At 53.4% G+C, this 25,323-nt stretch carries 18 protein-coding genes; 10 read left to right on the forward strand and 8 right to left on the reverse strand.

Features of this window, described 5'->3' with window-relative positions:
- Window positions 1-546: 546 nt before the first annotated feature.
- The 5 genes from HPS53_RS03390 (at window position 547) to HPS53_RS03410 (ending at window position 7,976) form a co-directional block, all read left to right on the forward strand.
- On the forward strand, window positions 547-2,067 hold the full coding sequence (locus tag HPS53_RS03390) for a GH3 auxin-responsive promoter family protein (RefSeq protein ID WP_172204369.1): 1,521 nt from the start codon (window positions 547-549) through the stop codon (window positions 2,065-2,067).
- 9 nt (window positions 2,068-2,076) lie between these two features.
- Window positions 2,077-4,029 (forward strand): Ig-like domain-containing protein, encoded by a 1,953-nt coding sequence (locus HPS53_RS03395; RefSeq protein WP_253942807.1) that lies wholly within the window; start codon window positions 2,077-2,079, stop codon window positions 4,027-4,029.
- Window positions 4,030-4,167: 138 nt separating this feature from the next.
- Window positions 4,168-5,031: a DUF3108 domain-containing protein gene (locus tag HPS53_RS03400; protein WP_253942808.1), complete on the forward strand. Its 864-nt coding sequence runs from the start codon at window positions 4,168-4,170 to the stop codon at window positions 5,029-5,031.
- A gap of 41 nt (window positions 5,032-5,072) precedes the next feature.
- Window positions 5,073-7,097 (forward strand): helix-hairpin-helix domain-containing protein, encoded by a 2,025-nt coding sequence (locus HPS53_RS03405; RefSeq protein ID WP_172204371.1) that lies wholly within the window; start codon window positions 5,073-5,075, stop codon window positions 7,095-7,097.
- A 66-nt stretch (window positions 7,098-7,163) separates the two neighbouring features.
- A complete protein-coding gene (locus HPS53_RS03410) occupies window positions 7,164-7,976 on the forward strand; it encodes a S9 family peptidase (RefSeq protein WP_172204373.1) in 813 nt (270 codons plus the stop codon).
- A 145-nt stretch (window positions 7,977-8,121) separates the two neighbouring features.
- Here the strand turns inward: HPS53_RS03410 and HPS53_RS03415 are convergent, their stop codons facing one another.
- The 4 genes from HPS53_RS03415 to rpoN all read right to left on the reverse strand — a co-directional run bounded on the left by HPS53_RS03415 (window position 8,122) and on the right by rpoN (window position 13,246).
- Window positions 8,122-10,098, reverse strand: a complete 1,977-nt coding sequence (locus HPS53_RS03415; protein WP_216651876.1) for a 4-hydroxy-3-methylbut-2-en-1-yl diphosphate synthase — start codon at window positions 10,096-10,098, stop codon at window positions 8,122-8,124.
- A 357-nt stretch (window positions 10,099-10,455) separates the two neighbouring features.
- Complete coding sequence (purE, locus tag HPS53_RS03420) at window positions 10,456-10,965, reverse strand: 5-(carboxyamino)imidazole ribonucleotide mutase (RefSeq protein WP_104370421.1); 510 nt, start codon at window positions 10,963-10,965, stop codon at window positions 10,456-10,458.
- 155 nt (window positions 10,966-11,120) lie between these two features.
- Entirely contained in the window at window positions 11,121-11,735 is a 615-nt protein-coding gene (locus tag HPS53_RS03425) for a phosphatase PAP2 family protein (protein WP_104370422.1), read from the reverse strand.
- Entirely contained in the window at window positions 11,732-13,246 is a 1,515-nt protein-coding gene (rpoN, locus tag HPS53_RS03430; RefSeq protein WP_172204375.1) for an RNA polymerase factor sigma-54, read from the reverse strand. Before rpoN ends, HPS53_RS03425 begins: the two co-directional genes overlap by 4 nt.
- Window positions 13,247-14,067: 821 nt before the next feature.
- Here rpoN and HPS53_RS03435 point away from each other — a divergent pair.
- From HPS53_RS03435 to HPS53_RS03445, 3 genes are all read left to right on the forward strand, one after another.
- The gene (locus HPS53_RS03435) at window positions 14,068-14,550 is read left to right on the forward strand and encodes an Lrp/AsnC family transcriptional regulator (protein ID WP_104370424.1); all 483 of its coding nucleotides are present in this window, start codon (window positions 14,068-14,070) and stop codon (window positions 14,548-14,550) included.
- 1 nt (window position 14,551) lies between these two features.
- Window positions 14,552-16,321, forward strand: a complete 1,770-nt coding sequence (locus tag HPS53_RS03440; protein WP_172204377.1) for a gamma-glutamyl-gamma-aminobutyrate hydrolase family protein — start codon at window positions 14,552-14,554, stop codon at window positions 16,319-16,321.
- Window positions 16,322-16,403: 82 nt separating this feature from the next.
- Window positions 16,404-17,402, forward strand: coding sequence for a M28 family peptidase (locus tag HPS53_RS03445; protein ID WP_172204379.1), 999 nt, complete (start codon window positions 16,404-16,406; stop codon window positions 17,400-17,402).
- A 464-nt stretch (window positions 17,403-17,866) separates the two neighbouring features.
- Here HPS53_RS03445 and HPS53_RS03450 read toward each other — a convergent pair whose 3' ends face one another.
- The 3 genes from HPS53_RS03450 to HPS53_RS03460 form a co-directional block, all read right to left on the reverse strand.
- Window positions 17,867-18,760, reverse strand: coding sequence for an FKBP-type peptidyl-prolyl cis-trans isomerase (locus HPS53_RS03450; RefSeq protein ID WP_104368427.1), 894 nt, complete (start codon window positions 18,758-18,760; stop codon window positions 17,867-17,869).
- Window positions 18,761-18,764: 4 nt separating this feature from the next.
- On the reverse strand, window positions 18,765-19,640 hold the full coding sequence (locus HPS53_RS03455) for an FKBP-type peptidyl-prolyl cis-trans isomerase (RefSeq protein ID WP_172204381.1): 876 nt from the start codon (window positions 19,638-19,640) through the stop codon (window positions 18,765-18,767).
- Window positions 19,641-19,863: 223 nt separating this feature from the next.
- Window positions 19,864-20,469 carry an FKBP-type peptidyl-prolyl cis-trans isomerase gene (locus HPS53_RS03460; protein ID WP_172204383.1) on the reverse strand — a complete coding sequence of 202 codons (606 nt, stop codon included), beginning with the start codon at window positions 20,467-20,469 and terminating at the stop codon, window positions 19,864-19,866.
- A gap of 143 nt (window positions 20,470-20,612) precedes the next feature.
- On the opposite strand from HPS53_RS03460, the gene HPS53_RS03465 reads away from it, so the two are divergent.
- Entirely contained in the window at window positions 20,613-21,704 is a 1,092-nt protein-coding gene (locus HPS53_RS03465; RefSeq protein ID WP_253942809.1) for a C1 family peptidase, read from the forward strand.
- Between the two features lie 323 nt (window positions 21,705-22,027).
- Here HPS53_RS03465 and cysS read toward each other — a convergent pair whose 3' ends face one another.
- On the reverse strand, window positions 22,028-23,518 hold the full coding sequence (gene cysS / locus HPS53_RS03470; RefSeq protein WP_172204384.1) for a cysteine--tRNA ligase: 1,491 nt from the start codon (window positions 23,516-23,518) through the stop codon (window positions 22,028-22,030).
- A 164-nt stretch (window positions 23,519-23,682) separates the two neighbouring features.
- Here cysS and HPS53_RS03475 point away from each other — a divergent pair, with 164 nt between their 5' ends.
- Window positions 23,683-25,188: a succinate CoA transferase gene (locus HPS53_RS03475; RefSeq protein WP_172204386.1), complete on the forward strand. Its 1,506-nt coding sequence runs from the start codon at window positions 23,683-23,685 to the stop codon at window positions 25,186-25,188.
- Window positions 25,189-25,323 lie beyond the last annotated feature (135 nt).

Raw genomic sequence — 25,323 nt, forward strand, 5'->3', positions numbered from 1 at the left:
GCGTCGCGTTCAGCGTCCCGTTGCATTCCGTTTAGCGTCTGAATGCGAGGCAACGAGACGCTGAATGGAAAAATTCGTGAGGGTAGGTGGGGTAGGTTTGATAGGGGAGGCAGGTGTGAAAGGTATATTAAGCTGACGCACAGACACTTGCGTAAAGCGGCTCATAATTCGCTTATTTCCGGGCATTGGATTTTAATTTTGAAACGGGCGAAGTATGGAGAGCGTTTTGTAAATATTTTATTCCTTTTTCTACGTTTTACGGAATGTTGTTTTTCCAAGTGTCTTGTTAATGATAAACGATATGTTTATGAAAACAAAATACGTGTGAATATATTGAGACAAAATACATGCAATAATTGAGACAAAAGACATGAGAATATATTTTTGAGATAAAATACATGCAATAATTAATATAAAATACATGAGAAATATATCTGTGTGATAATGAACGTATGTGCCGGAAGAAAGGACTGTATTCCGGCTTTATCCTTAAAAATAGTGAAAAGCGGCCTACTTCCAAAAGTTTGCCGTATCTTTGCAATCATTATGAGCATAACAGGAATAGTGCGGAATGTCTTCCTGCACAGGCAGAAAGAACTGGAAAAGCACATAAACGACGGAGAGACGCTGCAACGCGAGGTGTTGAGGCGGCTTCTTGCACATGCCAAGGAAACCGAGTATGGGCGCAACCACCTTTTCGGAAGCGCGAAAGGATATGATGATTTCGCGAGAAACACCCCCGTGAACACTTACGAGGAACTGAAAGGTGACATCGACAGGATGCGTCACGGAGAGCGCGACATCCTGTGGCCGGGAAAAGTGAGGTGGTATGCCAAGTCGTCGGGGACGACCAACGACAAGAGCAAATTCATACCCGTGAGCGACGACGGACTGAGAAACCTGCACTACAAGGGCGGCAAGGACGCTGTGGCGATATACCTGCGCAACAATCCCAGGAGCCGCATGTTTGACGGGAAGGGACTTATCCTTGGCGGAAGCCACTCTCCGAACTACAATCTGAGAGACAGTCTCGTGGGTGACCTGAGCGCCATATTGATAGAGAATATCACACCGCTCGCAAATCTGGTGCGCGTGCCATGCAAGCAGACGGCGCTGCTGTCTGACTTTGAGGTCAAGCGCGACCGCATAGCGCGGGAGACCGCAGGCAAGAACATCACCAACCTGAGCGGAGTGCCTTCGTGGATGCTCTCGGTGCTCACAAGGGTGATGGAGCTGACAGGCAAGACGCATCTGGAAGAGGTCTGGCCGGGCATCGAGGTGTTTTTCCACGGCGGAGTGGCTTTCACGCCATACCGCAAGCAGTATGAGCAACTGATAACCTCGCCCGACATGCACTACATGGAGACATACAACGCGAGCGAGGGCTTCTTCGGCTTGCAGGACGATCCGGCCGACAAGTCAATGCTCCTGATGCTCGACTACGGCGTGTTCTATGAGTTCATACCCATGGACGAGTTCGGCACGGACAACCCGGCGGTGGTTCCGCTGTGGGGCGTTGAGACGGGGCGTAACTACGCCATGGTGATATCCACCTCGTGCGGGCTGTGGCGCTACGTGCTCGGCGACACGGTGAGCTTCACGTCGGTCAATCCTTATAAGTTCATAATAACCGGCCGTACCAAGAGTTTCATCAACGCTTTCGGCGAGGAGCTTATCGTAGACAATGCCGAGCAGGGACTTGCCTACGCATGCGCCGAGACGGGAGCCGAGGTCAGCGAGTATACGGCCGCGCCGGTGTTCATGGACGACAAGGCCAAGTGCCGCCACCAGTGGCTCATCGAGTTCACGCGCCGGCCTGACGACATTGGGCGCTTCGCCGGGTTGCTCGACAGGCGCCTGCAAGAGCTTAACAGCGACTACGAGGCCAAACGTTATAAGGACATCACCTTGCAACATCTCGAAATAGTGGAGGCACGGCCAAACCTGTTTAACGACTGGCTGAAACTGAAAGGCAAGCTGGGCGGACAGCATAAGATACCGCGACTGAGCAACAGCCGCGACATCATGGAGCAGATGATGACACTCAACGAGCAGAGCAAGGCATAACGAATCATTATGGGCAGAAAGCATTTACATATATTGGCGTTGTCGCTCGTAGCCACACTGTTGTCGTGCGCCCGTATGGGACAGCCCGACGGCGGATGGTATGACGACACTCCGCCAAGAGTGTTGTACACATCGCCTGCCGACAAGGCAACCGGAGTGTGGGGCAAGAGGATAACCATAACGTTCGACGAGTTCATAAAGCTTGAAGACGCCGTCAACAAAGTGGTGATATCGCCCCCGCAGATAGAGCCGGCCGACATTAAAGCCGCCGGCAAGCGGATAATCATCGAACTGAAAGACACCCTCAAGCCCAACACCACGTACACGATAGACTTCTCAGACGCAATAAGCGACAACAACGAGGGCAACCCGATGGGTAACTATACATACACTTTTTCCACCGGTGAGCGCATAGATACGTTCGAGGTGGCGGGTAACGTGCTCGAAGCGGCCAATCTCGAACCGGTGAAAGGGATACTCGTGGGGCTTTACGACGACTTGTCCGACACGGCGTTCGTCACCAGGCCGATGATGCGCGTGAGCCGCACCGACAGCCGCGGACGCTTCGTCATCAAGGGCGTGGCTCCCGGAACATACCGCATATATGCCCTGCAAGACGCCGACGGAGACTATGTTTACAGCCAGAAGAGCGAGATGCTGGCTTTCAGTCACGCCACGTTCGAGCCGAGCAGCAAGCCCGACATAAGGCAAGACACCGTATGGCGCGACTCGCTGCGTATCGACTCGATCATCCGCGTGCCCTATACCCATCATTATCCAGACGATATAACGCTGCTGGCTTTCACCGCTCCGCAGACAGACCGCTATCTTCTGAAAACGGAACGTCAGGACCACAGGAAGATCGGTTTCTACTTCACGGCGGGCAGCGACAGTCTGCCGTCAGTGCGTGGGCTTGACTTCGACGCCTCGGACGCATTCTTGGTCGAGTCGTCCGAGAAACTCGACACGGTCTATTACTGGCTCAAAGACACCGCCCTTGTCAATCGCGATACGTTGCAGATGGAGGTCACCTACATGACGACGGACACCACCGGGTTGCTCGTCAGCCGTACCGACACGATAGACGCGGTGCCCAAGATGTCTTACGAGAGACGCCAGAAAGAGCGTGAGCGTGAGTTCGGGAAGTGGCAGAAAGAGCAGGAGAAGGCAAAGAAGAAAGGAGAGCCGTATGACTCGGTGATGCCTGTAAAGCCTCTTGAACCCTCCATACAGATACCGTCGGCCATGGCGCCCGACAGGAAAATCATATTCGAGATGCCGGTGCCTTTGGCCCGTTGCGACACAGCCGCCGTCCATCTTTACTCCAAGATAGACACGCTTTGGTACAGGTCGCGGTGCGAGTTGAGGCCGATAGAGGGCCGTTTGCGCGGCTACGAGCTGCTCGCCGAGTGGCGTCCCGGCATTGAATACAGTCTAGAGATAGACTCGGCTGCCTTTGAAGACATATACGGCCGGGTGTCGTCGCCTGTCAAGAAAGGCATAAGAGTGCTCTCGAACGATGATTTCGGTTCGCTGATGGTCACCTTGTCTGGTACGGAAGACACCACGCTCGTGGTGCAATTGCTAAACGGGTCGGGCGAGCCTGTCAAGCAGACGCGTGTAACCGGAGGCACAGCCGAGTTCTACTATCTCGCGCCGGGCAAATACTATATGCGCGCTTTCGCCGATGTCAACGGCAACGGGAAGTGGGACACAGGCGATTATCATGCCGATCTGCAACCCGAGGCGGTCTGTTACAATCCCAAGGAGATAGAGTGCAAGGCCAAGTGGGATATAACCCATAACTGGAATATGGCCGCGGTGCCTGTGGCAAGGCAGAAGCCTTGGGCCATAGTGAAGCAAAAACCAGACAGGGAGAGGAAGTTGAGAAACAGAAACGCCGACCGGGCGGCCAAGCTCGGAAAGCCTTATCCCGGAACGCTTAAAGGCAATATCCGGTAATATGGCCGGTCCGGTGATGTGGTACGTGGTGCCGTGTGACGAAAGGCCGGTGTTCTTGTTGCGGAGCGTCTGCGGCCGGGCATAGTGCTATGGGTGGCTGGAAAGATATATACTTTTGTCAAACCAAAAAGAAAAAACATGGAAAATATAAGCAAGATGAGGACCCGTTTGAAGACAAAGACGGCATTGCTGTTGGTTGTCGCGTTGTTTTTCGTTGTCGGACAGAGGTGGTCGGCCACCACGGTATCGGCTCAGTGCGGTATAGAGAACAAGGCTTTCAAGTCGGGAGAGTTTCTCTATTACGACCTGTTCTTCAACTGGAAATTCATTTGGATGAAGGTGGGCACGGCGTCCATGAGCACCGTGCAGTCGGTGTATGAAGGAAAAAAGGCGTATCGCACCAGTCTGATAACACGCGGAAACAACAAACTCGACAAGGTGTTTGTAATGCGCGACACTCTCCTTTCATACTGCGACATGAATCTATCGCCGCTCTATTTCCGCAAGGGGGCGCACGAAGGCGACAGGTACTACGTCGATGAGTTGTGGTACAGCTATCCGAACGGCAACTGCCACCTTAGGCAACACCGTATCGAACACACCGGGCAGCATATCCGTAAGGAGTCGGAATACAAGAAATGCGTATACGACATGATGAGCATCTTCCTACGGGCGCGTAACTTCAACACCGGGAATTTGAAGAAAGGGCAGAACATCCCGATGCCTATCAGCGACGCTAAACATCTGGCTAACTCGTGGTTGAAATACCGAGGGAAAGAGACTTTCAAGATGGAAGGTACCAACGACAAGTACAGATGTCTCGTGTTTTCGTTCATAGAGCGCGAGGACGGAAAGAACCATGAGCTGATAAGGTTTTATGTGACAGACGACACAAACCACATACCCGTGAGGCTCGACATGTTTTTGAGTTTCGGCTCGGCCAAGGCGTTTCTTAAAGGTTACAAGGGTGTCCGCGGACCGATGACCTCCAAGATACAGTAAGCAGGCCGGCAGACCGGCGCAAAACCGACACAATGAATACTATGAAAGACTGTTTGACGATAAGGAAATATGTGGAAAAGAAGGCTTTGTGCCTTCTTTTCTTGTTTGTGCCGGTGATGTCGGCGGCCCAGCAGGGTGCCGGCTGGGAAGCGGTGCTGGGTGAGATGGCGGCGTTGGAAGACGAACCGGAAGCCGCTTTCGAAGAGATGCACGATGTGTTGTCGGCCGTTGCGGAACATCCGATAAACATAAATGCCGCCGGGCGCACCGGGCTTGAGCGGTTGCCGTTTCTCACCGACCGCCAGATAGAAGACATACAGGAGTATATCGGCCGTCACGGGGTGATGCGCACAACGGGCGAGTTGCAGATGATACCGTCGCTTGACAATGCCCGCCGCAGGTTGCTCGAATGTCTCGTATATGCCGGCGAACCGCCCCATGACGGCCGCCGGCCGCTTTCCGAAAGCATAAAGAACGGCCGCCACACGCTTGTCGCCACGGCGAAGATACCGTTTTACAGTCGTAAGGGCGATATAAACGGATATCTCGGTTATCCTTTCAAGCACTGGTTCCGGTACGATTTTGACTGCGGCTACCGGTTGCGGGCCGGCGTGGTGGGCGCCCATGATGCCGGCGAACCGTTTTTCTCGGCGGGTAACAACACCGGATACGACTACTATTCATATTATGTTGTGATGCGTGACATCAGGCCGTTTGAGACCATTGCCGTCGGCAAATACCGCTTCCGGACCGGCATGGGACTTGTGCTTGGCAACTCATTCGGCATAGGAAAGACGGCTGCGCTTTCAGGATCGTCTCGTTCGGGAGCCGTGATCAGGGGGCACTCGTCGCGTTCCGAGGCGGGATACTTTCGCGGTGCGGCTGCAACCGCCCGTCTGTCGCGACGGATAAAGGCAGGAGTGTTTGTCTCTCACCGTCCGATGGACGCCACGCTGAACGCCGACGGCACAGCGGCTACCATAATCACGTCGGGCTATCACCGCCGTCCGGAGGAGATGGCGAAGAAAAACAATACCCATGCAGCGGCGGCAGGACTTACGGCTGCTTACTCGTCAGACGGGATTCATGTTGGAGCCACGGCCGTATATACCCGTCTCGACAGGCAGTTGAGGCCGAAGACGGGCGCTGTTTTCCGTCAGTATTACGCTGCCGGAAGTGATTTTGTAAATCTTGGCTTGGACTATGGATATATCGCTGGCGCCCTGACTTTCCGTGGCGAGACGGCCACCGACCGTCACGGTGCCATAGCCACGATAAATACCGTAGGTGTGACCGTGGCGGGGGGATTGTCGCTCACCGCCGTACAGCGTTTTTATTCATACAGGTACACGTCTCTTTATGCCGGAGGTTTCAGCGATGGAGGAAGCATCAGAAACGAGAGCGGACTGTATCTGGCGGCCGACTGGAACATTAGCCGCCGCGTGAGCCTGTCGGCATATACGGATTTCGCTTATTTCCCGTGGCCGAGATACCGTGTGTCGGGGTCGTCAAAGTCGGCAGACAACATGCTTTCGGCATCGTATAAGGCCGGTGCCTGGACTGTGGGAGGCCGCTATCGGCTTCGGTTGAGAGAGCGTGATAATGAACAAAAGACGGCTCTCGTTCCGCGTACAGAGCATCGGGCGCGTGTCAGTGCTGTATATGCCGGGCCGGCAGGATACTGGAACTGTGCCGCGCAGACCGATTTTTCTCAGGCTGGCGGAGACGATGTCAGCCGGGGGTGGATGTTTTCGGGGCGTGTGGGGCACAGGCGGCCTTGTTTCAGTGTCAGTCTTTCGGCGGCATATTTTGATACCGACGACTACGACAGCCGTGTCTATCTGCATGAGAGCGGAATACTGCACACGTTCTGTTTCCCGTCTTTTCATGGCAATGGGATACACTGCTCGCTGTTTGCCACGGCATCCGTATGGAGTGGCATGACTGTCAACGCCCGTCTCGCCCATACCGCCTATTTCGACCGCAGTACCATCGGCAGCGGTTATCAGGCGATAGATTCCTCGTCCGTGATCGACCTCGAAGTGCAGGCGAGGATGAGGTTTTGAGCGTGCGTGACAGTCAGCGAGGAGAGTATGTATTGTGAAATGATGAACTTTAATTATTAGAATAAAATGAAAAAGCTACTTTTATCAGTGTTGTTTTCCGCCAATATGGCGGTAGCGGCCTTTGCGCAGGTCGGTGATTTGTGGATATCCAACGGCGACAGGAAGATATACGGCGTGCTGAGCCGTCCGGTCGACAATCGTGGCAAGCATCCCGTGGCAATAGTGTCGCACGGTTTCAACGGCAGTCATTCGTTCGGCAAAAGCTATTTCGGGGCGTTGAACGCTTTGGGCTATCAGGTGTATACGTTCGATTTTCCTTGCGGCTCGCTGAACAGCCGCAGCGACAGCAACACGATGAACATGTCCGTGCTCGACGAAGTGAGCGACCTGAAAGCCATCGTGCGGCATTTCCGCGGCCGTCCCGATGTGGATAAGAACCGCATCGTGCTCATCGGCGAGAGTCAGGGCGGACTGGTCTCGGCTCTCACAGCCGCCGACATGCCTAAGGAGATCAGCAGGTTGGTGCTTGTGTTCCCCGCACTGTGTATCCCCGCCAACTGGACGGAGCGTTATCCCGAGGTGGCCGATATACCCGACACCACCCGTCTTTGGGGCGTGCCGATGGGACGCCGTTTCTTCACTGAGGTGCGCGATATGGATGTGTTCGGTACCATCGGCCGTTACAGCCGTCCGGTGCTTATCGTTCAGGGCGACAGGGACAATGTGGTTTCTGTGGCTGATTCGCGCCGTGCGGCCGGAGAGGTGTATAAGGATGCCTGTCTGCACATCATTCGTGGTGCCGGTCATGGTTTCAAGCCCGATGAGTTCAAGGAGTCGATAGGCCGGATAAGCGATTTTCTGAGACCGGCTTCCAGGTAGTTGTCGCCATGGCTGTTGGGATGGTGTGTCCTGCCGGTGTTATTATGGATGGCATTCATCGGCCAGGCCCTCATGGTCCTGGCTGTATGGAAAAACAATATTGATCCCAAGGCGTCTCACGACAGGCCGTCAGGCCGGCGATGGGCTACACCCTGTCCGAGTGTATCAGTTCGAGCAGCCGGTCTACGGCCTCTTCCTCGGGAATGTTCTTTGCCACGCACTCTTTCCGGCGGTAGAGAGAAATCTTGCCGCGTCCCGCCCCCACATATCCGTAGTCGGCATCGGCCATCTCGCCCGGCCCGTTGACTATACATCCCATGATTCCGATCTTCAGGCCTTTCATGTCTTTGGTGGCCTCTTTGATGCGGGCGATGGTGGAGCGCAGGTCGTAGAGCGTGCGTCCGCAGCCCGGACAACTGATATACTCTGTCTTCGACGTGCGCAACCGTGCGGCTTGAAGTATGGCGAATGCGGTGGTGTCTATGTCGTCCGACGGCAGGTCGCCGTCGTTCATGAGCCATATTCCGTCGCATAGTCCGTCGAACATCAGTGCGCCCATGTCGGCGGCGGCTTCAAGCTGGAAGTCGTCTTTCTCTCCTTTGGTGTGGCGGTACATCTGGCAGATGACTACCGGGTTTGTCACTCCGGCGTTCATCATCTCGTGGATGAGCGCGCGCTGCTCGCCGAGACGGTTGTCGTGATTGCTCACACACACTACCACTACCTCGGGGTGGGCTTTCAGGCAGGCGATGTATTCTTCCGCCGGCGCGCCGAATTGCAACACGAGAAACTTCAACGGGGCGTCTGTCATGCCGATGAACGGTATGGCGGTGTGCGGGAAAATAGGGAAGAGCCTGGGAGAAGCGCATTGGCTTCGCGATGATATATGAGCTGTTTCAGAGGGCTGGCCGCCGTTTATGGCGGATTGATGCGTGTCGCGATACTTGCCATCATTTCCCTCACCGTTTCCGGTCTTCAATCTGCCGTTCTCAATCCATGAGTTGTACACATCGAAATCAACTATGTACTTTGTGTCGCTATCTGTGTCCTCAGGCAGTTTTCCGCCCATGTATATATAGTCGGGGGTCATGCCCTTACAGACATCGGCATGTGTCTCACCGGTAGTCCTGCTGCCGATTACCACGGGTACGGCTGTCCCGCCGATGTCTGCCACTGCCTTTGTGGCCCGGCGTTCGGGGCGGATCGGATCGTAAGCGGCATTTTCCGTGCCGGGGATCATCATGTGGCCGGCCCGCCGCCTGATATATTCTACGAGATGACGGCCGACGGGGATTTCCTCTTCAGGCTCCTCGCTGAGCGATACGCGGATGGTGTCTCCGATACCGTCGGCAAGCAACGCTCCGATGCCAACGGCACTCTTTATCCTTCCGTCTTCGCCCTCGCCCGCCTCGGTGACGCCTAAGTGTAGCGGATAGTTCATGCCCTCGCGCTCCATTGTGTCGGCAAGCAGGCGCACGGAGCGCACCATCACCACCGTGTTGCTGGCCTTGATGGATATCACCACATTGTCGAACCGCTCGCGCTTGCATATCCGCAGGAACTCCATGCAGCTCTCCACGATACCATCGGGCGTGTCGCCGTAGCGAGACATGATGCGGTCCGACAGCGAACCGTGGTTTACCCCGATGCGTACGGCTGTGCCGTGCTCGCGGCAGATACGGAGAAACGGCACGAACCGCTCCTCGATCTTGCGCAGTTCGGCGGCATACTCGTCATCGGTATATTCCAACTGTTTGAAAGTGCGTGCCGGGTCGACATAGTTTCCCGGGTTGATGCGCACCTTTTCGGCGTATGACGCGGCCACGTCGGCCACGTTCGGATTGAAATGCACGTCGGCCACGAGTGGTACCGTATATCCGTCGGCCCGCAACCGGGCGCTTATGTTCTTCAGGTTCTCGGCCTCTTTGACTCCCTGGGTTGTCAGTCTGACATATTCTCCGCCGGCGTCGGTAATCCGTTCGGCCTGTGCCACGGAACTTTCCGTATCGTTTGTCGACGTGGTTGTCATCGACTGTACCCGTATCGGGTTGTCGCCTCCCAGCGGTGTGTCGCCAATCGTGACTACTGAAGAGCGGCGACGGGAGTAATTGAATATATCCATAATAAAAATTTCAAGGGTATTTTTTAGGACGTAAGAAAGAGTTTTTTTAGAAGTTAAAGAAACTTTTATAGGAAGTTAAGGAGTAGTTTTGGGGGAAGTTAAAGGAGCTCTTTTGGGAAGTTAAGGGAGTTAAAGAAGTTATCGCTCGCAAGCTCGCTAAGAAGTTAAAGGACAATAGCTTTAAGTTTTGAAACGGAACTTCTCCTGTTTCATAACCGAATAACCGAGATTTTAAATCGTATAACGGCATAAAGCTATTGTCCTTTAACTTCTTAGCGAGCTTGCGAGCGATAACTTCTTTAACTCCCTTAACTTCCCAAAAGAGCTCCTTAACTTCCTAAAAAGACTCCTTGCCCTTTAATTGGTTTTGTATTTGAATTTTATCTCGGCCAGATCGCCGTTGGCTTTCTCTATCTTGGCTCTCAGTCCGTTTTTGAATTCAGCCAGGCGTGCGGCCAGTTCTTCATCGGCGAGCGCCATCATCTCCACTGCCAGTATGGCGGCGTTTTGCGCTCCGTTCACTCCCACCGTGGCTACGGGTATTCCGGGAGGCATCTGTATGATGCTGAGCATGGCGTCGAGACCGTCGAGCATGCCCTTGATTGGCACCCCGATGACGGGTAATGTGGTGGAGGCGGCGATCACGCCGGGCAATGCGGCGGCCATGCCGGCACCTGCGATTATCACTTTTATGCCTCGCTCTTTCGCGTTGCGGGCAAACTGTTCCACTGCATCCGGGGTGCGGTGTGCGGACAATGCGTTCACTTCGAAGGGCACTTGCATTTCGTCGAGAAACTTGCATGCTTTCTCCATAACGGGCATATCGCTTGTGCTGCCCATGATGATGCTAACCAATGGATTGTTCATATCGTATCGTTTTTTAAGTTTTTTTGTCTTTGCAATTACGGTTTCCGCCGTGTTGTTTGATGTCTCCGCGGTACGGCCCGGCAGACGTTATGGTGTTGTTTGGCGGTGCGCGCGCTGATGTGTGGCGTATTTTGCGGTATTGCGGCGTGACCCTGTCATATCAGTATCGTGACGGCCGAGCATACGGCTCCCACACAGAAACCGCCGGTCACCTGCGAGAGAGTGTGCTGGCGTAGAATCATGCGGCTTGTGCCTACCATGCCGGCGAGGATGAACACTACGCAGAGCCACCACACAGGGTTGAAGCCGAATATCTCTGCGAAAGCGAACAGCGCGCCTGCCACACCGCCGATGGCTGCCGTGTGGGTGCTGATTTTCCACCAGGCGTTCATCAGCGCACATACAATCTGGATGCACAGAGCCACTTTCAGTATGCTGCCCATGAAGTGAGGGATGTGCATCTCTTTCATCACATATATGCAGGTGATATAGCACATTATTGAGATTACGTAGGGTACCATGCGCCGTTCCTTGTGCCCAAGCTCGATTAGCGTCCATCCCTGGAAGCGGCGGTACAGGTGTATGAGCAGCGACGGGAGCAGGATAGTGAAGAAGGCCACTATCGAGAGCACCACCATCTTGTATGCCATTGGCAGCAGGCTTAGGTAGCTTAATGTGAAGAGAGCCATCAGTCCCACCATCGGAAGATAGAAAGGAGTGAACGCCGAGCTCATCAGGCGTGCGGCTATTATGATGTTTTTGTTCTTCATTTCCTCAGTCTCGCTATCGGTATTCCCAACTGTTCACGGTATTTTGCCACCGTGCGGCGCGCTATCGGGTATCCTTTCTTGTTGAGTTCCGCTTTCAACGCGTCGTCGCTTAGCGGCCGCTTCTTGTCTTCCGCCTCTATTATGTCCCTCAGGGCGGCTTTTATCTCGCGTGTAGACAGCTCCTCGCCGCTTTCGGTCACGTATCCGTCGCTGAAGAAGTAGCGCAACGGGAAAGTGCCCCACCTTGTCTGGGCGTATTTGCTGTTGCTCACCCTTGATATGGTGGAGAGGTCGAGTCCCGTCTTCTCGGCGATGTCTTTGAGTATCATCGGCCGCAGGGCCGCTTCGTCGCCTTCTTCGAAAAAGCGGTGTTGCCATTTGATAATCGCTCTCATGGTGAGTGTGAGCGTGCGGTGTCGCATCTTCACCGCCTCGATGAATCCTTGTGCGGCCGCCACCTTCTTCTTTGTATAGAGCAATGCCTCCTTCATCTGCCGGCTCATGCCCGCCTTGTTGTCCTGATATTCTTTGAGCATGTCGGCGAAAGACTGTGATACGTGCAGTTCGGGGATGTCCCCGCTGTTGAGCGTGAATGTGACGGTGCCGTCGTCTTGCGTGTCGATGACGAAGTCTGGTGTAATCTGGTGTATGTTCTTTCCTACGGTCTCGCCCATTGCCGCTCCGGGTTTTGGGTTGAGCCGTCGCAGTTCCCGTGCCAGTGCCTCGGTCTGCTCGTCGTTCAGTTTCAGTGCCGCGCTTATCTTGTCCCAGTGCTTCTTGGTAAACTCGTCGAAGTATTTGCCTATCACTGTCCGCATAAGTGTTTTGAGGCGCGATTCGTCACGTCTGTCTATTTGCAGCAGCAGACATTCCTGCAATGTGCGTGCGCCGATGCCCGGCGGGTCAAACTCTTGCAGTATCGCCGTCACCCGGTCTATCTCCTCGGTGCTGATGTCCAGCCCGTGGTATATAGCCAGCTCGTCGGCAATGGAGTCGGCGCTCTTGCGCAGCAGTCCGTCGTCGTCGAGCGATCCGATCAGATATTCCATTATCTCGGCTTGCCTTTCGGTCAGCTCTGTCTCGCCCATCTGCTCTTTCAGCCTGTCGTAGAACGATACCGTGTCGCCGTATATGATCTCTTCACGCTCTTCGTCGGTGGCCATCCCGCTGCCGTGGTATACAGGCAGATCCTCGTCATCGCGTCCTATTCCGCTCAGCGCCTCGTCGAGTGCTGTCTGCCGGTCTTCACGTTCCTTGCTTGCGGCGAAGTCTTCGTCGGCTCCCGTAGTGTCTTCGTCGGCTCCATAGTCTTCGTGAGCCATGTCTTCGTCGTGGTCGTGCGTGTCTGCTTCGAGAGCCGGGTTGTCGTCCATCTCGGTGTTTATTCGTTCGAGAAACTGGTTCAATGGCAGTTCCACGAGTTGCGACTGCAACAGTTGCTGCTGCGAGATGGTTTGCAGTTGTTTGAGTGCCTGCTCCTGTCTTGTCTCTTGAACCTGACCTTGTGCCATTGATTATACGTTGGTGTTATCTGATGTTATTATTGTTGCAAAATTACAAAATAATCGGCAATGTCAATCATTATGCAATTTTATTTAACGTGAGTTCTGTTTATTTTTTTAAACGATAGATTTCAGTGGGTTGGAATAAGTTTTTTAAGGGTATTCTTTTAGAGTATTTCCCAAAGAATAAAGGCTCGTTGGCCCTTAAAAAATCCTCTTTGTCAAATTAAGAAAATATCATACAAAACGCTCTCCATATTTCGCCCGTTTCAAAATTAAAATCCAATGGGCGGAAATAAGCGAATTATGAGTTGTTTTCCGTAAGTGTCTGTGCGTCAGCTTAATACGTCTGCCGTACCCACATCCCCTACCAAACCTACCCCATCTGCCCTTCCGATTTTTTCCATTCAGCGTCCCGTTGCCTCGCGTTTAGACGCTAAACGGAATGCAACGGGTATCCAAACGCGACGCGACCGGCGGCCAAACGCGCTCCAACGGGTGTCCCGTTGCGGAATATCGGCAGAATAATCAGATTGCAATAAATGGCATATCGTGTTGCATATCGTGACAGGTATCGTCTCCGCAATCCTATTTCACTAAATGATAATGTGTTAAATTCATGACTTTATAATTACAATTTGCGGGTTTGATGCCGGTCAGGCCGTGGCAAACGGAGATAAATGCCGCAATTAAAGACCGAATGAAAGCATTTTGATACTTTTTTTAGTTTTTTTTATTCCAATAAGTTGCTCGGCTCGATTAAAGTTTTTACTTTTGCTTACATTTTGTAAGTATAGCCAATATATTGTAATATAACAGTCTTAATTTAAATGGAAAAAATCGACAATCTTGACAGGAAAATACTTAGAATACTGTCACAAAACGCGCGCATACCCTTTAAGGATGTGGCTGCGGAATGCGGCGTGTCGCGTGCTGCCATACACCAGCGTGTGCAACACTTGGTAGACGGAGGGGTGATAACGGGAAGCGGATTTGACGTCAGTCCGAAAAGCCTCGGATATACCACATGCACCTATGTCGGAATAACGCTCGAAAGAGGGAGCATGTACAAGAAGGTCGTGGAGCGTCTGCGCCATATCCCCGAGATCGTGGAGTGTCACTTCACTACGGGTCCTTATACCATGCTTGTCAAACTGTATGCCCGTGACAACGAGCAACTGATGGATCTACTAAACGGCCGTTTGCAGGATATTCCCGGCGTAGTGGCTACCGAGACGCTGATATCGCTCGAACAGAGTATCAAGCGCGACATTATCGTGAGTACAATGACAGACGAGGAACAAACCGTATAGCATGGACCGTTTTGACTGGCAGGCACGTCTGGCCGATGTCCACTCCTCTTTCCCCGGAGTGGAGCGTAAGCCCGTTATCGGCATTACGGGCAATCATGCCGACACCGATTGCAGGCTGAGTGAGATGTACTACAAGTCGGTGGCTGCGGCGGGCGGTGTGCCTGTGATTATCCCTCCCGTGGCCGATGCGGGTGTGATCGTGAACACCCTCGGCAGGATAGACGGTCTGCTGCTCAGCGGCGGTGCCGACTATAACCCGCTTTATGCAGGTGAGGAACCGTTGCCTGCCCTGCACGGCATCAATGCCGAGCGCGACCTTCCCGAGCTGCTTGTCGCCCGTCTGGCTTACGACAGGCAGATACCCATGCTCGGTATATGCCGTGGCATACAGACACTGGCAATGGCTCTGGGCGGAAAGGTGGCGCAAGACATAGACGCTGCCGGCGCGGGCGATCCGGGTCTGAGGGTGAAACATAGCCAAGACACACGCCGTGACGAGCCGACACACAGCGTGAGGATAGAGCGCGACTCTATTCTTCACACCCTTTACGGCAGCGAGCGTATCGCCGTTAACTCGTTTCACCATCAGGCCGTGGCCTTGGCTGGCGAGCGGTTCAGGGTGACGGCCGTGGCGGCCGATGGTGTTGTGGAGGCCATCGAGAGCAGGGAGTTCAAGTCTATAATGGGTGTGCAGTGGCATCCGGAATGCATGGAAGACGGTCTTCCGCTCTTCTGCTGGCTTGTGAAGCAAGCAGCGCATTATCGTGGTGCCCACAGGTTGCACGACCGTGTGCTCACTCTCGACACCCACTGCGACACCCCGATGCTTTTCCCACGGGGCGTGCGCTTTGACAGCCGCGACCCGCAATTGCTCGTCGACCTGCACAAGATGACCGAGGGCCGTCAGGACGCCACGATAATGGTGGCATATCTGCCTCAGCCCGGAATGGGCGAGACTTTCTCGTCGAAAGTAGACTTCGATGTCAGCGGGCCTATGGAGTATGCCGACATGATATTCGACAAGATAGAAGATATCGTGATGCGCAACAAGGACTATGTCAGCATAGCCCGTACACCGGCCGACCTTCACGAGGACAAGCGGCATAACCGCAAGTCAGTGATGCTGGGGATTGAGAACGGACTGGCGCTGGGCGGAAACATAGCGGGCGTGAAGCACTTCGCGCAGCGCGGCGTGGTATATATCACTCTGTGCCACAACGGCGACAACGACATCTGTGACAGTGCGCGTGGATGCGATACCCACGGCGGTGTGAGCCGCTTCGGGGAGCAGGTGATAAAGGAAATGAACCGCAACGGGATAATGGTCGACCTCAGTCATGCGTCGGAAAAGAGTTTCTACGATGCGATAGACATCAGCGGTGTGCCGATAGTGTGCAGTCACAGCAGCGCGAAGGCGTTGTGCGATCATCCACGCAATCTGACAGACGACCAGATGCGTGCCCTTGCCCGTACGGGAGGCGTGGCGCAGATAACGCTCTACGGCGGTTTCCTGAGGCGTGAGGGCGAGGCCACTGTGGCCGATGCCATGGCTCATTTGGAGCATGCCGTAAAGATAATGGGTATCGATCATGTTGGCATCGGCACCGATTTCGATGGTGACGGAGGTATACGGGGACTGGCCAATTCGGCCGAGTTGATAAATTTCACCCGTATGCTTCTTGCGCGTCGGTACAGCGAGAGCGACATAAGGAAGATATGGGGAGGCAATTTCCTGCGGGTGATGAATATCGCCCAGCGGTCGAGAGAGTGAGTGGCCGGCGGCGTAACGGGTGCCGGCAGTGGCATGGCGGTTGTTATCTGCCGCCGGGAAACAAAACAAAAATATATTTGTGATGAGAAAAACATTATTGGCATACATTATTATTTCAGCCGCTTTATGTGCCTGCGGCGGCAAAAACAAGGCAAACGATACTGCCGGAGCGTCGGCGGCTGAGCCTTGCGGTCCGGTGTTTAATGCTGACAGCGCATATTCTTATTGTGCCGCACAGTGCGATTTCGGACCACGTGTGATGAACAGCGAGGCCCACGAACGTTGCGGTGAGTGGATTGCCGGCCGTTTCGAGGCTTACGGTATGACGGTGACAAGACAGAAAGCGGTGTTGCGCGGATATGACGGCACGCAGTTGAAGAGCACAAACATCATAGCGAGCCATAAGCCCGAGAGGAAAGAGCGGGTCATGATTTGCGCCCATTGGGACACCCGTCCGTGGGCAGACAACGACCCCGACAGCGCAAACCACCGCAAGCCTGTGCTCGGAGCGAACGACGGTGCGAGCGGCGTGGCGGTGATGCTTGAGGTGGCACGGCTATTGTCGTCGGCCGACAGCCTTTCCGTCGGTGTCGATTTCGTATGCTTCGACGCCGAGGATTGGGGCGTCCCGTCGTGGAGCGATGTGCGGGACGATGGCAATTCGTTTGCTCTCGGTGCCCAGTATTGGGCTGCCAATCCGCATGTCAAAGGCTATAAGCCCCGTTTCGGTGTGCTCCTCGACATGGTAGGGGGGCAGGGAGCACGCTTCTACCGTGAGGCGTTCTCGATGCAGTATGCGCCCGGCGTGGTGGAAAAAGTATGGGATGCGGCCGAACTTCTTGGCTTCGGCAGTTATTTCCCGGTGGAAAACGGTGGCATGATATCCGATGATCATGTGCCGGTAAACCAAATAGCGGGCATCCCTACGATAGATATAGTCCCATATTATCCGGAATGTGAGGCGAGTAGCTTCGGCCCTACGTGGCACACTGTGCATGACGATATGTCGCATATAGACCGCAATACGTTACAAGCGGTCGGCCAGACGGTCATTCAGGTGTTGTTCAGTGAGGGGGAATAAGGAGTTCTTTTAGAAATTAAGGAAGTTCTTTTTGGAAGTTAAGGGAAGTATTTATTGGAAGTTAAGGGAGTTAAAGAAGTTATCGCTCGCAAGCTCGCTAAGAAGTCAAAGGACAATAGCTTTAAGTTTTGAAATGGAGCTTCTCCTGTTCCATAACCGAGATTTTAAATCATATAACCTATAAAGCATGCTTCTTTAACTCCCTTAACTTCTAAAAAGAACTCTCTTAACTTCCAATAAATACTCTCTTAACTTTCCAAAAGAGTCCTTCTAGCTTCTAAAAGTACTTTCTTTAACTTCCCAAAATAACAAAATTAATAAAGCCGTGATTTGTATTTGAAACAAATCACGGCTTTTAATGTTTAAAAAGAGTATTGTCCTTTGACTTCTTAGCGAGCTTGCGAGCGATAACTTCTTTAACTCCCTTAACTTCCAATAAATACTCCCTTAACTTCAGACAAGAGCTATTTCTTGTTTATTCCCACCAGCTCCACGTCGAAAATGAGCGTGCTGTAAGGCTTTATTTGTCCGGCGGCACGGTCTCCGTAAGCCAGTTTGTAGGGGATGAAAAGCTGCCATCTGCTGCCTACGGGCATCATGGTGAGGGCTTCGGTCCATCCTTTTATGACCTGATTGGCACGGAATTGCAGCGGTTTGTCACCGTGTTTGCGCGATGCGTCGAACACGGTCCCGTCGAGCAGGCGTCCTTCATAGTGTACGAGAACTTCGTCGTTGGCTTTCGGTATGTCCCCCGTTCCTTTCTTGATGATTTTATATTGCAGTCCGCTCGGTGTCGTCATGACACTGTCTTTCGTGGCGTTCTCGGCCAGGAATTTTTTCTCCACTTCCAGATAAGTGTTCTCTTTCCTTCTCTTGTTGGCCTCGTTCTTGTCGGCAAGCAGTTTTTCGGCCTCTTTCAGGTCGAAAACCGTAGTGTCGTTGAGCAGAGCGTCGTTGAAACCTCGGTATAAAATTGTGGCGACGATAGTGTCGTTGTTCTCCGCGAACTCCTTTTTATACTGCTCTACCATAGAGCCTGACAGCCTGCCGGCTATCTCCATGCCTGCCGCGTATGCTTTCATCTTCGGGTCGCTGTCGGCTTTGAGCATGTCGTTCAGGCCGCGAAGAAAGTCTGCCATGTATGTCTCGTCGAGGTTGTGAGCCTGTTTCAGGTATGTCGTGAGTCCGTTTGTGAATGACATTCCTGCCGCATAACTGAGTGAGTCGGAGCCGTTTTTCAGTTGAACGGGTGCCATGGCTCCGGTTTTTTCCTTCTTTTTGCTCTTCTTTGCGGCCTCTGCCGTATTAAAAGAGGCACTCGCCAATATGGCGAGTGCTATGATTATAATCTTTCTCATCCGATTATTTCTCGTTTACTCCTACAAGTTCTATCTTGAAAATCAATGCGCTGAAAGGCTTGATGTTCGGTGTGCCTTGCTCCGCGTAAGCCAGTTCCTGCGGGATATACACTTCCCATACGGAGCCTGCGGGCATGTGTGTGAGCACGTCTGTCCATCCCTTTATAACCTGGTTGCACAGCATGCTTACCGGCTCGCCGCGTTTGTATGAGCTGTCAAATACCTTACCGTCGAGCGTGCGGCCCTCGTAGTGTACTTTCACGCGTGATGTGTCTGCCGGTATTTGGCCGTTGCCTTCTTTAATCACTTTATATTGTACGCCGCTTGGCAGGGTCTGTACGCCTTCTTTTTTCTTGTTCTCGGCGAGGAATTTCTCACCTTCTTTCTTGTTGTCTCCAAACTTCTTTTCCATGTTCTTGGCCTTGATGGCGCGCATTTTGGTCTGTGCCAGCGTAGAAGCCTCCTCCATGCTGATGACACCTCCTTCGCCTTTTGTTCCGCTGACGAAGCCTGCAAGCAGGTTTTTCAGTGAAATCGTCTGTGTGGAGTCATCGCCGAACACCTCGTTGTTGATGCCTTTCACCATCTGGTTGCTTATCTGCTGGCCTACCTGCAAACCTGCGTAGTATGCCGTTTTTTTCTTGTCGTCGCCTGCGTTTGCGCCGTCGTTCACACCTTTGATGAACTCGTCAATGTATGTCGTGTCCACTCCGTAGTTATATTGCAGGTATCCTTTGAGTCCCTGTGTCTGTGCCATACCGATGGCGTAGCTCATAGAGTCGATGTCGTTTTTGAGGTTGGCTTTCGGTGTTGAGTTTCCGCACGATGTCATTGTGGCTGCCGCTACGGCCATAGCGGCTACGAATGTAAGTTTTTTCATTTTCTTATTCTTGTTTAAATTTATTCTCTATTATTGTTTGGATGTAGGCTGTGTGCAGTCTTTGTCATGGTTCGGAGCGCCGGATACGGGCGGTGAGGTGTAAGCCTTATTGTGCCGAAACATATCTGACAGGCCTCCGGCCCCGTCTTTTCGGTAATATCCTTGGCTTGTTTGTCCGCTGTCGATACCCGTTTGCTCCTTTCCTTGTCGACTGTATGCCGTGTTACATCACCTTGATTAGCTCCACGTCGAATATCAACGCTGCGTACGGTGGGATAGACTGGCCTGCGCCCGACTCGCCGTAGCCCAGCATATAGGGGATGAAGAAGCGGTATTTTGCACCCTCGCTCATCAGTTGAAGTCCTTCTGTCCATCCGGCTATTACCTGTTGCAGGCCGAACACCGCAGGCTCGCCGCGCTGTATGCTGCTGTCGAACAGTGTGCCGTCGGTGAGAAATCCCTCGTAGTGGCATTGCACGCTGTCTGTGGCTTTCGGCTTTCGGCCGTCGCCCTCTTTGATTACCATGTATTGCAGTCCGCTCGGCAACACAGTCACACCGTCTTTTCCGGCGTTCTCAGCCAGGTATTTCTCGCCGGCCTCTTTGGCTGCCTTGCCGTTTTCGGCTCTTTCGGCTTGCAGTTTCTCTTCCTGCTTGGCGAAGTAATCCTGTACGATAGTCTGTGCCTCACGGTTTGAAACTTTCAGTTCATTGCCTGCTATAACATCCTTGATAGCGGCCGCAAAGTCATCGATATTGAGGTCTGTCGCACCCATCTGCGCCAGTTGGCGACCGATGCCCAGACCCAAAGCGTAACTCAGTTTGTCCATTTTCGTATTTTTATAAATAATGTGTATTATGTTTTTAAAAACATACAAAGTTAATTATTTTATCTGATACGGTGCTTAATATAAACGAAAAATCACTATTTTTCAGATTAATATTGATAAATTTGCGCAAAAAACAGATATTGATGACAAAACCGTATTATATGTTTCGCCACAGCACACGGCGTGCGGTTTGGTGCGTGGCGGCAGCCGCCGTGGTGGCGTGTGTGTCGTGTGCCGGCGGAGAAGACGGGCAGGAAAAGCCAGGGTGCCGCTTTACCGTGGAGACGCTCAACGGCTATACACCCGTGAAGCATCAGGGTACGAACCCCGTATGCTGGGCGTACGCCATGCTGTCGGCCATAGAGACGGAGCACATCATGCGCGGCGACTCCGTTCACCTGTCTGTCAAGTATGCCGTCAGGCAGGTGATAGAGGAGAGTGCCGTGCGTTGTTATCTTGCCGGAAGTGTGCGGCCGCTTCGTCTTCGTGCCACGGCCCACACGCTGCTCGACGCCATTTCCGCCCGCGGACTGGTGCCGCACGATGCCTATGGTGATGCCGGCGGGGCTGATTTTGCCACTCTCGGCCGCAAGGCATTCCGCATTGCCGCAGGAGCCGCCTCCGGACGGCAGGGACTTCGGTTTGTCAGGGAGCGTGTATGCCGCATTGCCGATGAGGATCTCGGTCCTGTCCCCAGGCGCGTGTTCATGCTTGGCGCCGAGTATACTCCTCAGGAGTTTGCCCGCAGTGTGTGCGCCCCGGGCGAGTATATTGCCGTGACGAGCTTCACACACCATCCCTACCATAAGTTTGCAGATCTCGAACTGCCCGACAACTATAACCGCGATCGCTTCTACAACCTGCCGCTCGACACGATGATAAGCGTCCTCGAGCATGCCGTAAGCCATGGTCGTGGTGTATGTTGGGAGGGCGATATCAGTGAGCCGGGATTCTCGTTTGCCGACGGCACGGCCGTGCTCCCTTACCGTGCACAGTCTGATGCCGCTGCCCGCCAGAGCGCTTTCGAGCGTTTCGACACCACCGACGATCACAGTATGGCTGTTGTTGGCATGGCCCGTGACTCATCGGGCCGCCGATATTTCATAATGAAAAATTCGTGGGGCACGGACAATCCATTTGGCGGACTGATGTATCTGTCGGAAGATTATGTGCGGATGAAGACCATAGCCCTCTTTCTTCCAGCCGACTGCGTGCCTGTGCGAGATGGACGATGAGTGCGGGACATCATCATGTTGTCAATAAAATATCACGGATGTGGCACTTTGTTTTCTGTTGAAATAGAAAACGAAAGCAATGCACACCGAATATACAGGATGCGAAATGCCGCTTTCCGCCGGATGGTGAAAAGCGGCTTTTTTTGCAACGGGACGCTGAATGGAAAGATAGAGTGGGAGTAGATAGTGTAGGTTTGGTATTTATGACAGGCATGGCAGGTGGGGGAGGTAAGTGTGGTATACGTTTCCGATAAATGAACAGGCGGCATGCAATAACTGTGCATACCGCCTGTTCATATCATGTAATACGTTTTTTCCGTTGTTTATCTGTTCAACTTCCACGTCACGCCGTCTTTGGTGTCTTTAACCTCGAAGCCGGCCTCTTTCAGTTCGTCGCGTATGCGGTCGCAGGTGGCCCAGTCTTTGTCGGCGCGTGCCTTGGCACGTAAGTCGAGAACCATGTCTACAACCTTGCCGTAGGCCTCCTCGCGTGCGTCGGTCGAGTTGCCGTGTTCCTCGCGCAGGCCCAGCAGGTCGCAGGCAAACAGGCGCATCACCGATTTCAGTTCGTCGAGGCACTCGCCGCAGATGGAGGCTTTGTGGTCTATCAGCTTGTTTATCACTCCGCACGCCTCAAAGAGGTAACTGATTACCTGCGGCGTGGCGAAGTCGTCGTTCATGGCGTCGTAGCACTTGGAACGGAGAGCTTTCACTGTCTTCTTTGTCTGTTCGTCGCACTCTGCCGCCGGTTGGATGCGTTCGAGGTCGGCCAGTCCGTTCATCAGTCTTTCAAGGCCTTTCTCGCTCGCTTTGAGCGCGTCGTTCGAGAAGTCGACCGTTCCGCGGTAGTGTGCCGACAGGATGAAGAAGCGTATCGTCATTGGACTGTATGCCTTTTCGAGGCTCTTGTGGTCTCCGGTGAAGAACTGTTCGAGGGTGATGAAGTTGCCGAGGCTCTTGCCCATCTTCTGCCCGTTGATGGTTATCATGTTGTTGTGCATCCAGTAGCGCACCATCGGCTTGCCGTATGCGGCCACCGCCTGCGCTATCTCGCACTCGTGATGCGGGAACACGAGGTCCATTCCGCCGCCGTGTATGTCGAAGCTCTCGCCAAGATACTTGCGTCCCATGGCCGTGCATTCGCAGTGCCATCCCGGAAATCCGTCGCTCCACGGGCTCGGCCAACGCATGATGTGCTCGGGCTGCGCTTTCTTCCAGAGGGCGAAGTCCACCTGGTTGCGCTTCTCTCCCACGCCGTCGAGCTCGCGGCTGGCGTTTATCACGTCGTCGAGATTGCGTCCGGAGAGTATTCCGTAGCGGTGGTCTCCGTTGTATTTCTCGATGTCGAAGTACACCGAACCGTTGCTCTCGTAGGCATATCCGTTGTCTATTATCCGCCTTACGAGTTCTTGTTGCTCGATGATGTGTCCCGTGGCGTGCGGCTCAATGCTCGGGGGCAGCACGTTGAGCGCTTCCATGGCGTCGTGATAGCGGTTGGTGTAGTGTTGGGCTATCTCCATCGGTTCGAGCTGTTCGAGTCTCGCTTTCTTGGCTATCTTGTCATCGCCCTCGTCGGCGTCGTGTTCGAGGTGCCCCACATCGGTGATGTTTCGCACGTAGCGCACCTTGTAGCCTAAGTGCCGCAGGTAGCGGAACACCGTGTCGAACGTTATTGCCGGGCGGGCATGGCCCAGGTGCGGGTCGCCGTATACCGTCGGGCCGCATACATACATGCCTACGTTGGGGGCGTGCTGGGCAGTGAAAGGCTCTTTGCGGCGACTGAGAGTGTTGTATATCAAAAGTTTCTGTTCCATCGCTTTTTGGCTTTATAATTGCTTTTTCCGCCTGCAAAGATACGGTAAAATGGGCAAACGAGGAAATAAAACACGGTGATTTGTTTTGCCATAAGACTGATTTTCAGTAATTTTGCATTCGCTTATATACATTAGTGAATAACAAACAAAACAATAAAACCAAAATGGCATACACACGCATGACCGCTGCCGAAGCAGCAGCGTTGATTAAAAACGGAGAAAACCTGGCTCTCAGCGGATTTACACCCTCGGGAACGGCAAAGGCCGTGACTAAGGAACTGGCTAAAATAGCCGTGGCCGAACATGAGGCCGGACGTGAGTTTAAAGTGGGTCTGTTCACCGGAGCGTCTACCGGACAGAGCACCGATGGCGACCTGGCAAACGCCATGGCGATAAAATACCGCGCTCCGTATACCACGAACCCCGATTTCCGCAAGCACGTCAACATGGGCGAGATAGCATATAACGACATACACCTGAGCCAGATGGCACAGGAACTGCGTTACGGATTCATGGGACAGGTGGACTGGGCGATACTCGAGGTGTGTGACATAGAGGAGGGAGAGACCACGTGCAAGGCTTATCTTACGTCGGCGGGAGGTATCAGCCCGACGGCCGCCCGGCTGGCCAAGCATGTCATTCTCGAACTGAACTCTTTCCACAGTGCCGGCGCCAAGTATCTGCACGACGTATACGAGCTGCAAGACCCGCCGCTGCGCCAGCCTGTTCCAATCACGGGAGTGAGCGACCGTATAGGCACGCCATACGTGGAGATAGACGCAAGCAAAATCGTGGGAGTGGTGGAATGCCATATACCCGACGAGGCCCGCGCTTTCAAGGATCTTGATCCTGTGACTACACAGATAGGCATGAACGTGGCCGAGTTCCTCGTGGCCGACATGAAGCGCGGTATCATACCGCAGTCGTTCCTGCCGTTGCAGAGCGGTGTCGGCTCTACTGCAAACGCCATTCTCGCCGCGCTGAGCCAGGACAAGAACGTGCCCGACTTCAACATATTTACCGAGGTGCTGCAAGACGCCGTGGTAGACATGATGCTTGAAGGCCGTGTGAAGGAGGCGTCGGCATGCTCTCTCACAGTGACGAACGACAGTCTGATGAAGGTCTACGACAATATAGATTACTTCAAGAATCACCTTACGCTGCGGCAGAGCGAGATTTCGAACTCTCCCGAGCTTATACGCCGTCTCGGCGTGATTGCCATCAACACGGCATTGGAGTGCGACATATACGGAAACGCCAACTCGACCCATATCAGCGGCGTGAAGATGATGAACGGAATTGGCGGTTCGGGAGACTTCGAGCGCAATGCGTACATATCCATTTTCACTTGTCCGAGCGTGGCGAAAGGCGGCATGATAAGTTCTATCGTGCCTGTGGTGAGCCATCATGACCATACGGAGCACGACGTGAACGTTATAGTGACAGAGCAGGGCGTGGCCGACCTGAGAGGCAAAAGCCCGATGCAGCGGGCGCAGTGCATTATCGAAAACTGTGCTCATCCCGACTATCGCCAGTTGCTTTGGGACTATCTCAAACTGTCGTCCGGCGGTCATACGAAGCACTGTCTGTCGGCGGCGTTCGCCATGCACGATACATTGGCGCGCAAAGGCGATATGAAACTGACGGATTTCGCGGAGTACGTGAAATAAAGACGATAATTCATCGGCATAAAAAACGGCCGGCAATCGTTTTCATTCGATTGCCGGCCGTTTCTGCGTCGAAAAGTAAAACTCTGCAAGAGATTTGGAGTCGTGAAAAGAAAACCTTTAAAGAAAGGTTTATAG

The sequence above is a fragment of the Prevotella sp. PTAC genome (assembly GCF_013166535.1).
In the GTDB taxonomy this organism is placed as follows: Bacteria; Bacteroidota; Bacteroidia; order Bacteroidales; family Bacteroidaceae; genus Prevotella.

Bases quoted from the DNA above. Each gene is read 5' to 3' on its own strand.
- HPS53_RS03390 (WP_172204369.1), top strand. From the start codon at position 547: ATGAGCATAACAGGAATAGTGCGGAATGTCTTCCTGCACAGGCAGAAA.
- HPS53_RS03395 (WP_253942807.1), top strand. From the start codon at position 2,077: ATGGGCAGAAAGCATTTACATATATTGGCGTTGTCGCTCGTAGCCACA.
- HPS53_RS03400 (WP_253942808.1), top strand. From the start codon at position 4,168: ATGGAAAATATAAGCAAGATGAGGACCCGTTTGAAGACAAAGACGGCA.
- HPS53_RS03405 (WP_172204371.1), top strand. From the start codon at position 5,073: ATGAAAGACTGTTTGACGATAAGGAAATATGTGGAAAAGAAGGCTTTG.
- HPS53_RS03410 (WP_172204373.1), top strand. From the start codon at position 7,164: ATGAAAAAGCTACTTTTATCAGTGTTGTTTTCCGCCAATATGGCGGTA.
- HPS53_RS03415 (WP_216651876.1), bottom strand. From the start codon at position 10,098: ATGGATATATTCAATTACTCCCGTCGCCGCTCTTCAGTAGTCACGATT.
- purE (WP_104370421.1), bottom strand. From the start codon at position 10,965: ATGAACAATCCATTGGTTAGCATCATCATGGGCAGCACAAGCGATATG.
- HPS53_RS03425 (WP_104370422.1), bottom strand. From the start codon at position 11,735: ATGAAGAACAAAAACATCATAATAGCCGCACGCCTGATGAGCTCGGCG.
- rpoN (WP_172204375.1), bottom strand. From the start codon at position 13,246: ATGGCACAAGGTCAGGTTCAAGAGACAAGACAGGAGCAGGCACTCAAA.
- HPS53_RS03435 (WP_104370424.1), top strand. From the start codon at position 14,068: ATGGAAAAAATCGACAATCTTGACAGGAAAATACTTAGAATACTGTCA.
- HPS53_RS03440 (WP_172204377.1), top strand. From the start codon at position 14,552: ATGGACCGTTTTGACTGGCAGGCACGTCTGGCCGATGTCCACTCCTCT.
- HPS53_RS03445 (WP_172204379.1), top strand. From the start codon at position 16,404: ATGAGAAAAACATTATTGGCATACATTATTATTTCAGCCGCTTTATGT.
- HPS53_RS03450 (WP_104368427.1), bottom strand. From the start codon at position 18,760: ATGAGAAAGATTATAATCATAGCACTCGCCATATTGGCGAGTGCCTCT.
- HPS53_RS03455 (WP_172204381.1), bottom strand. From the start codon at position 19,640: ATGAAAAAACTTACATTCGTAGCCGCTATGGCCGTAGCGGCAGCCACA.
- HPS53_RS03460 (WP_172204383.1), bottom strand. From the start codon at position 20,469: ATGGACAAACTGAGTTACGCTTTGGGTCTGGGCATCGGTCGCCAACTG.
- HPS53_RS03465 (WP_253942809.1), top strand. From the start codon at position 20,613: ATGACAAAACCGTATTATATGTTTCGCCACAGCACACGGCGTGCGGTT.
- cysS (WP_172204384.1), bottom strand. From the start codon at position 23,518: ATGGAACAGAAACTTTTGATATACAACACTCTCAGTCGCCGCAAAGAG.
- HPS53_RS03475 (WP_172204386.1), top strand. From the start codon at position 23,683: ATGGCATACACACGCATGACCGCTGCCGAAGCAGCAGCGTTGATTAAA.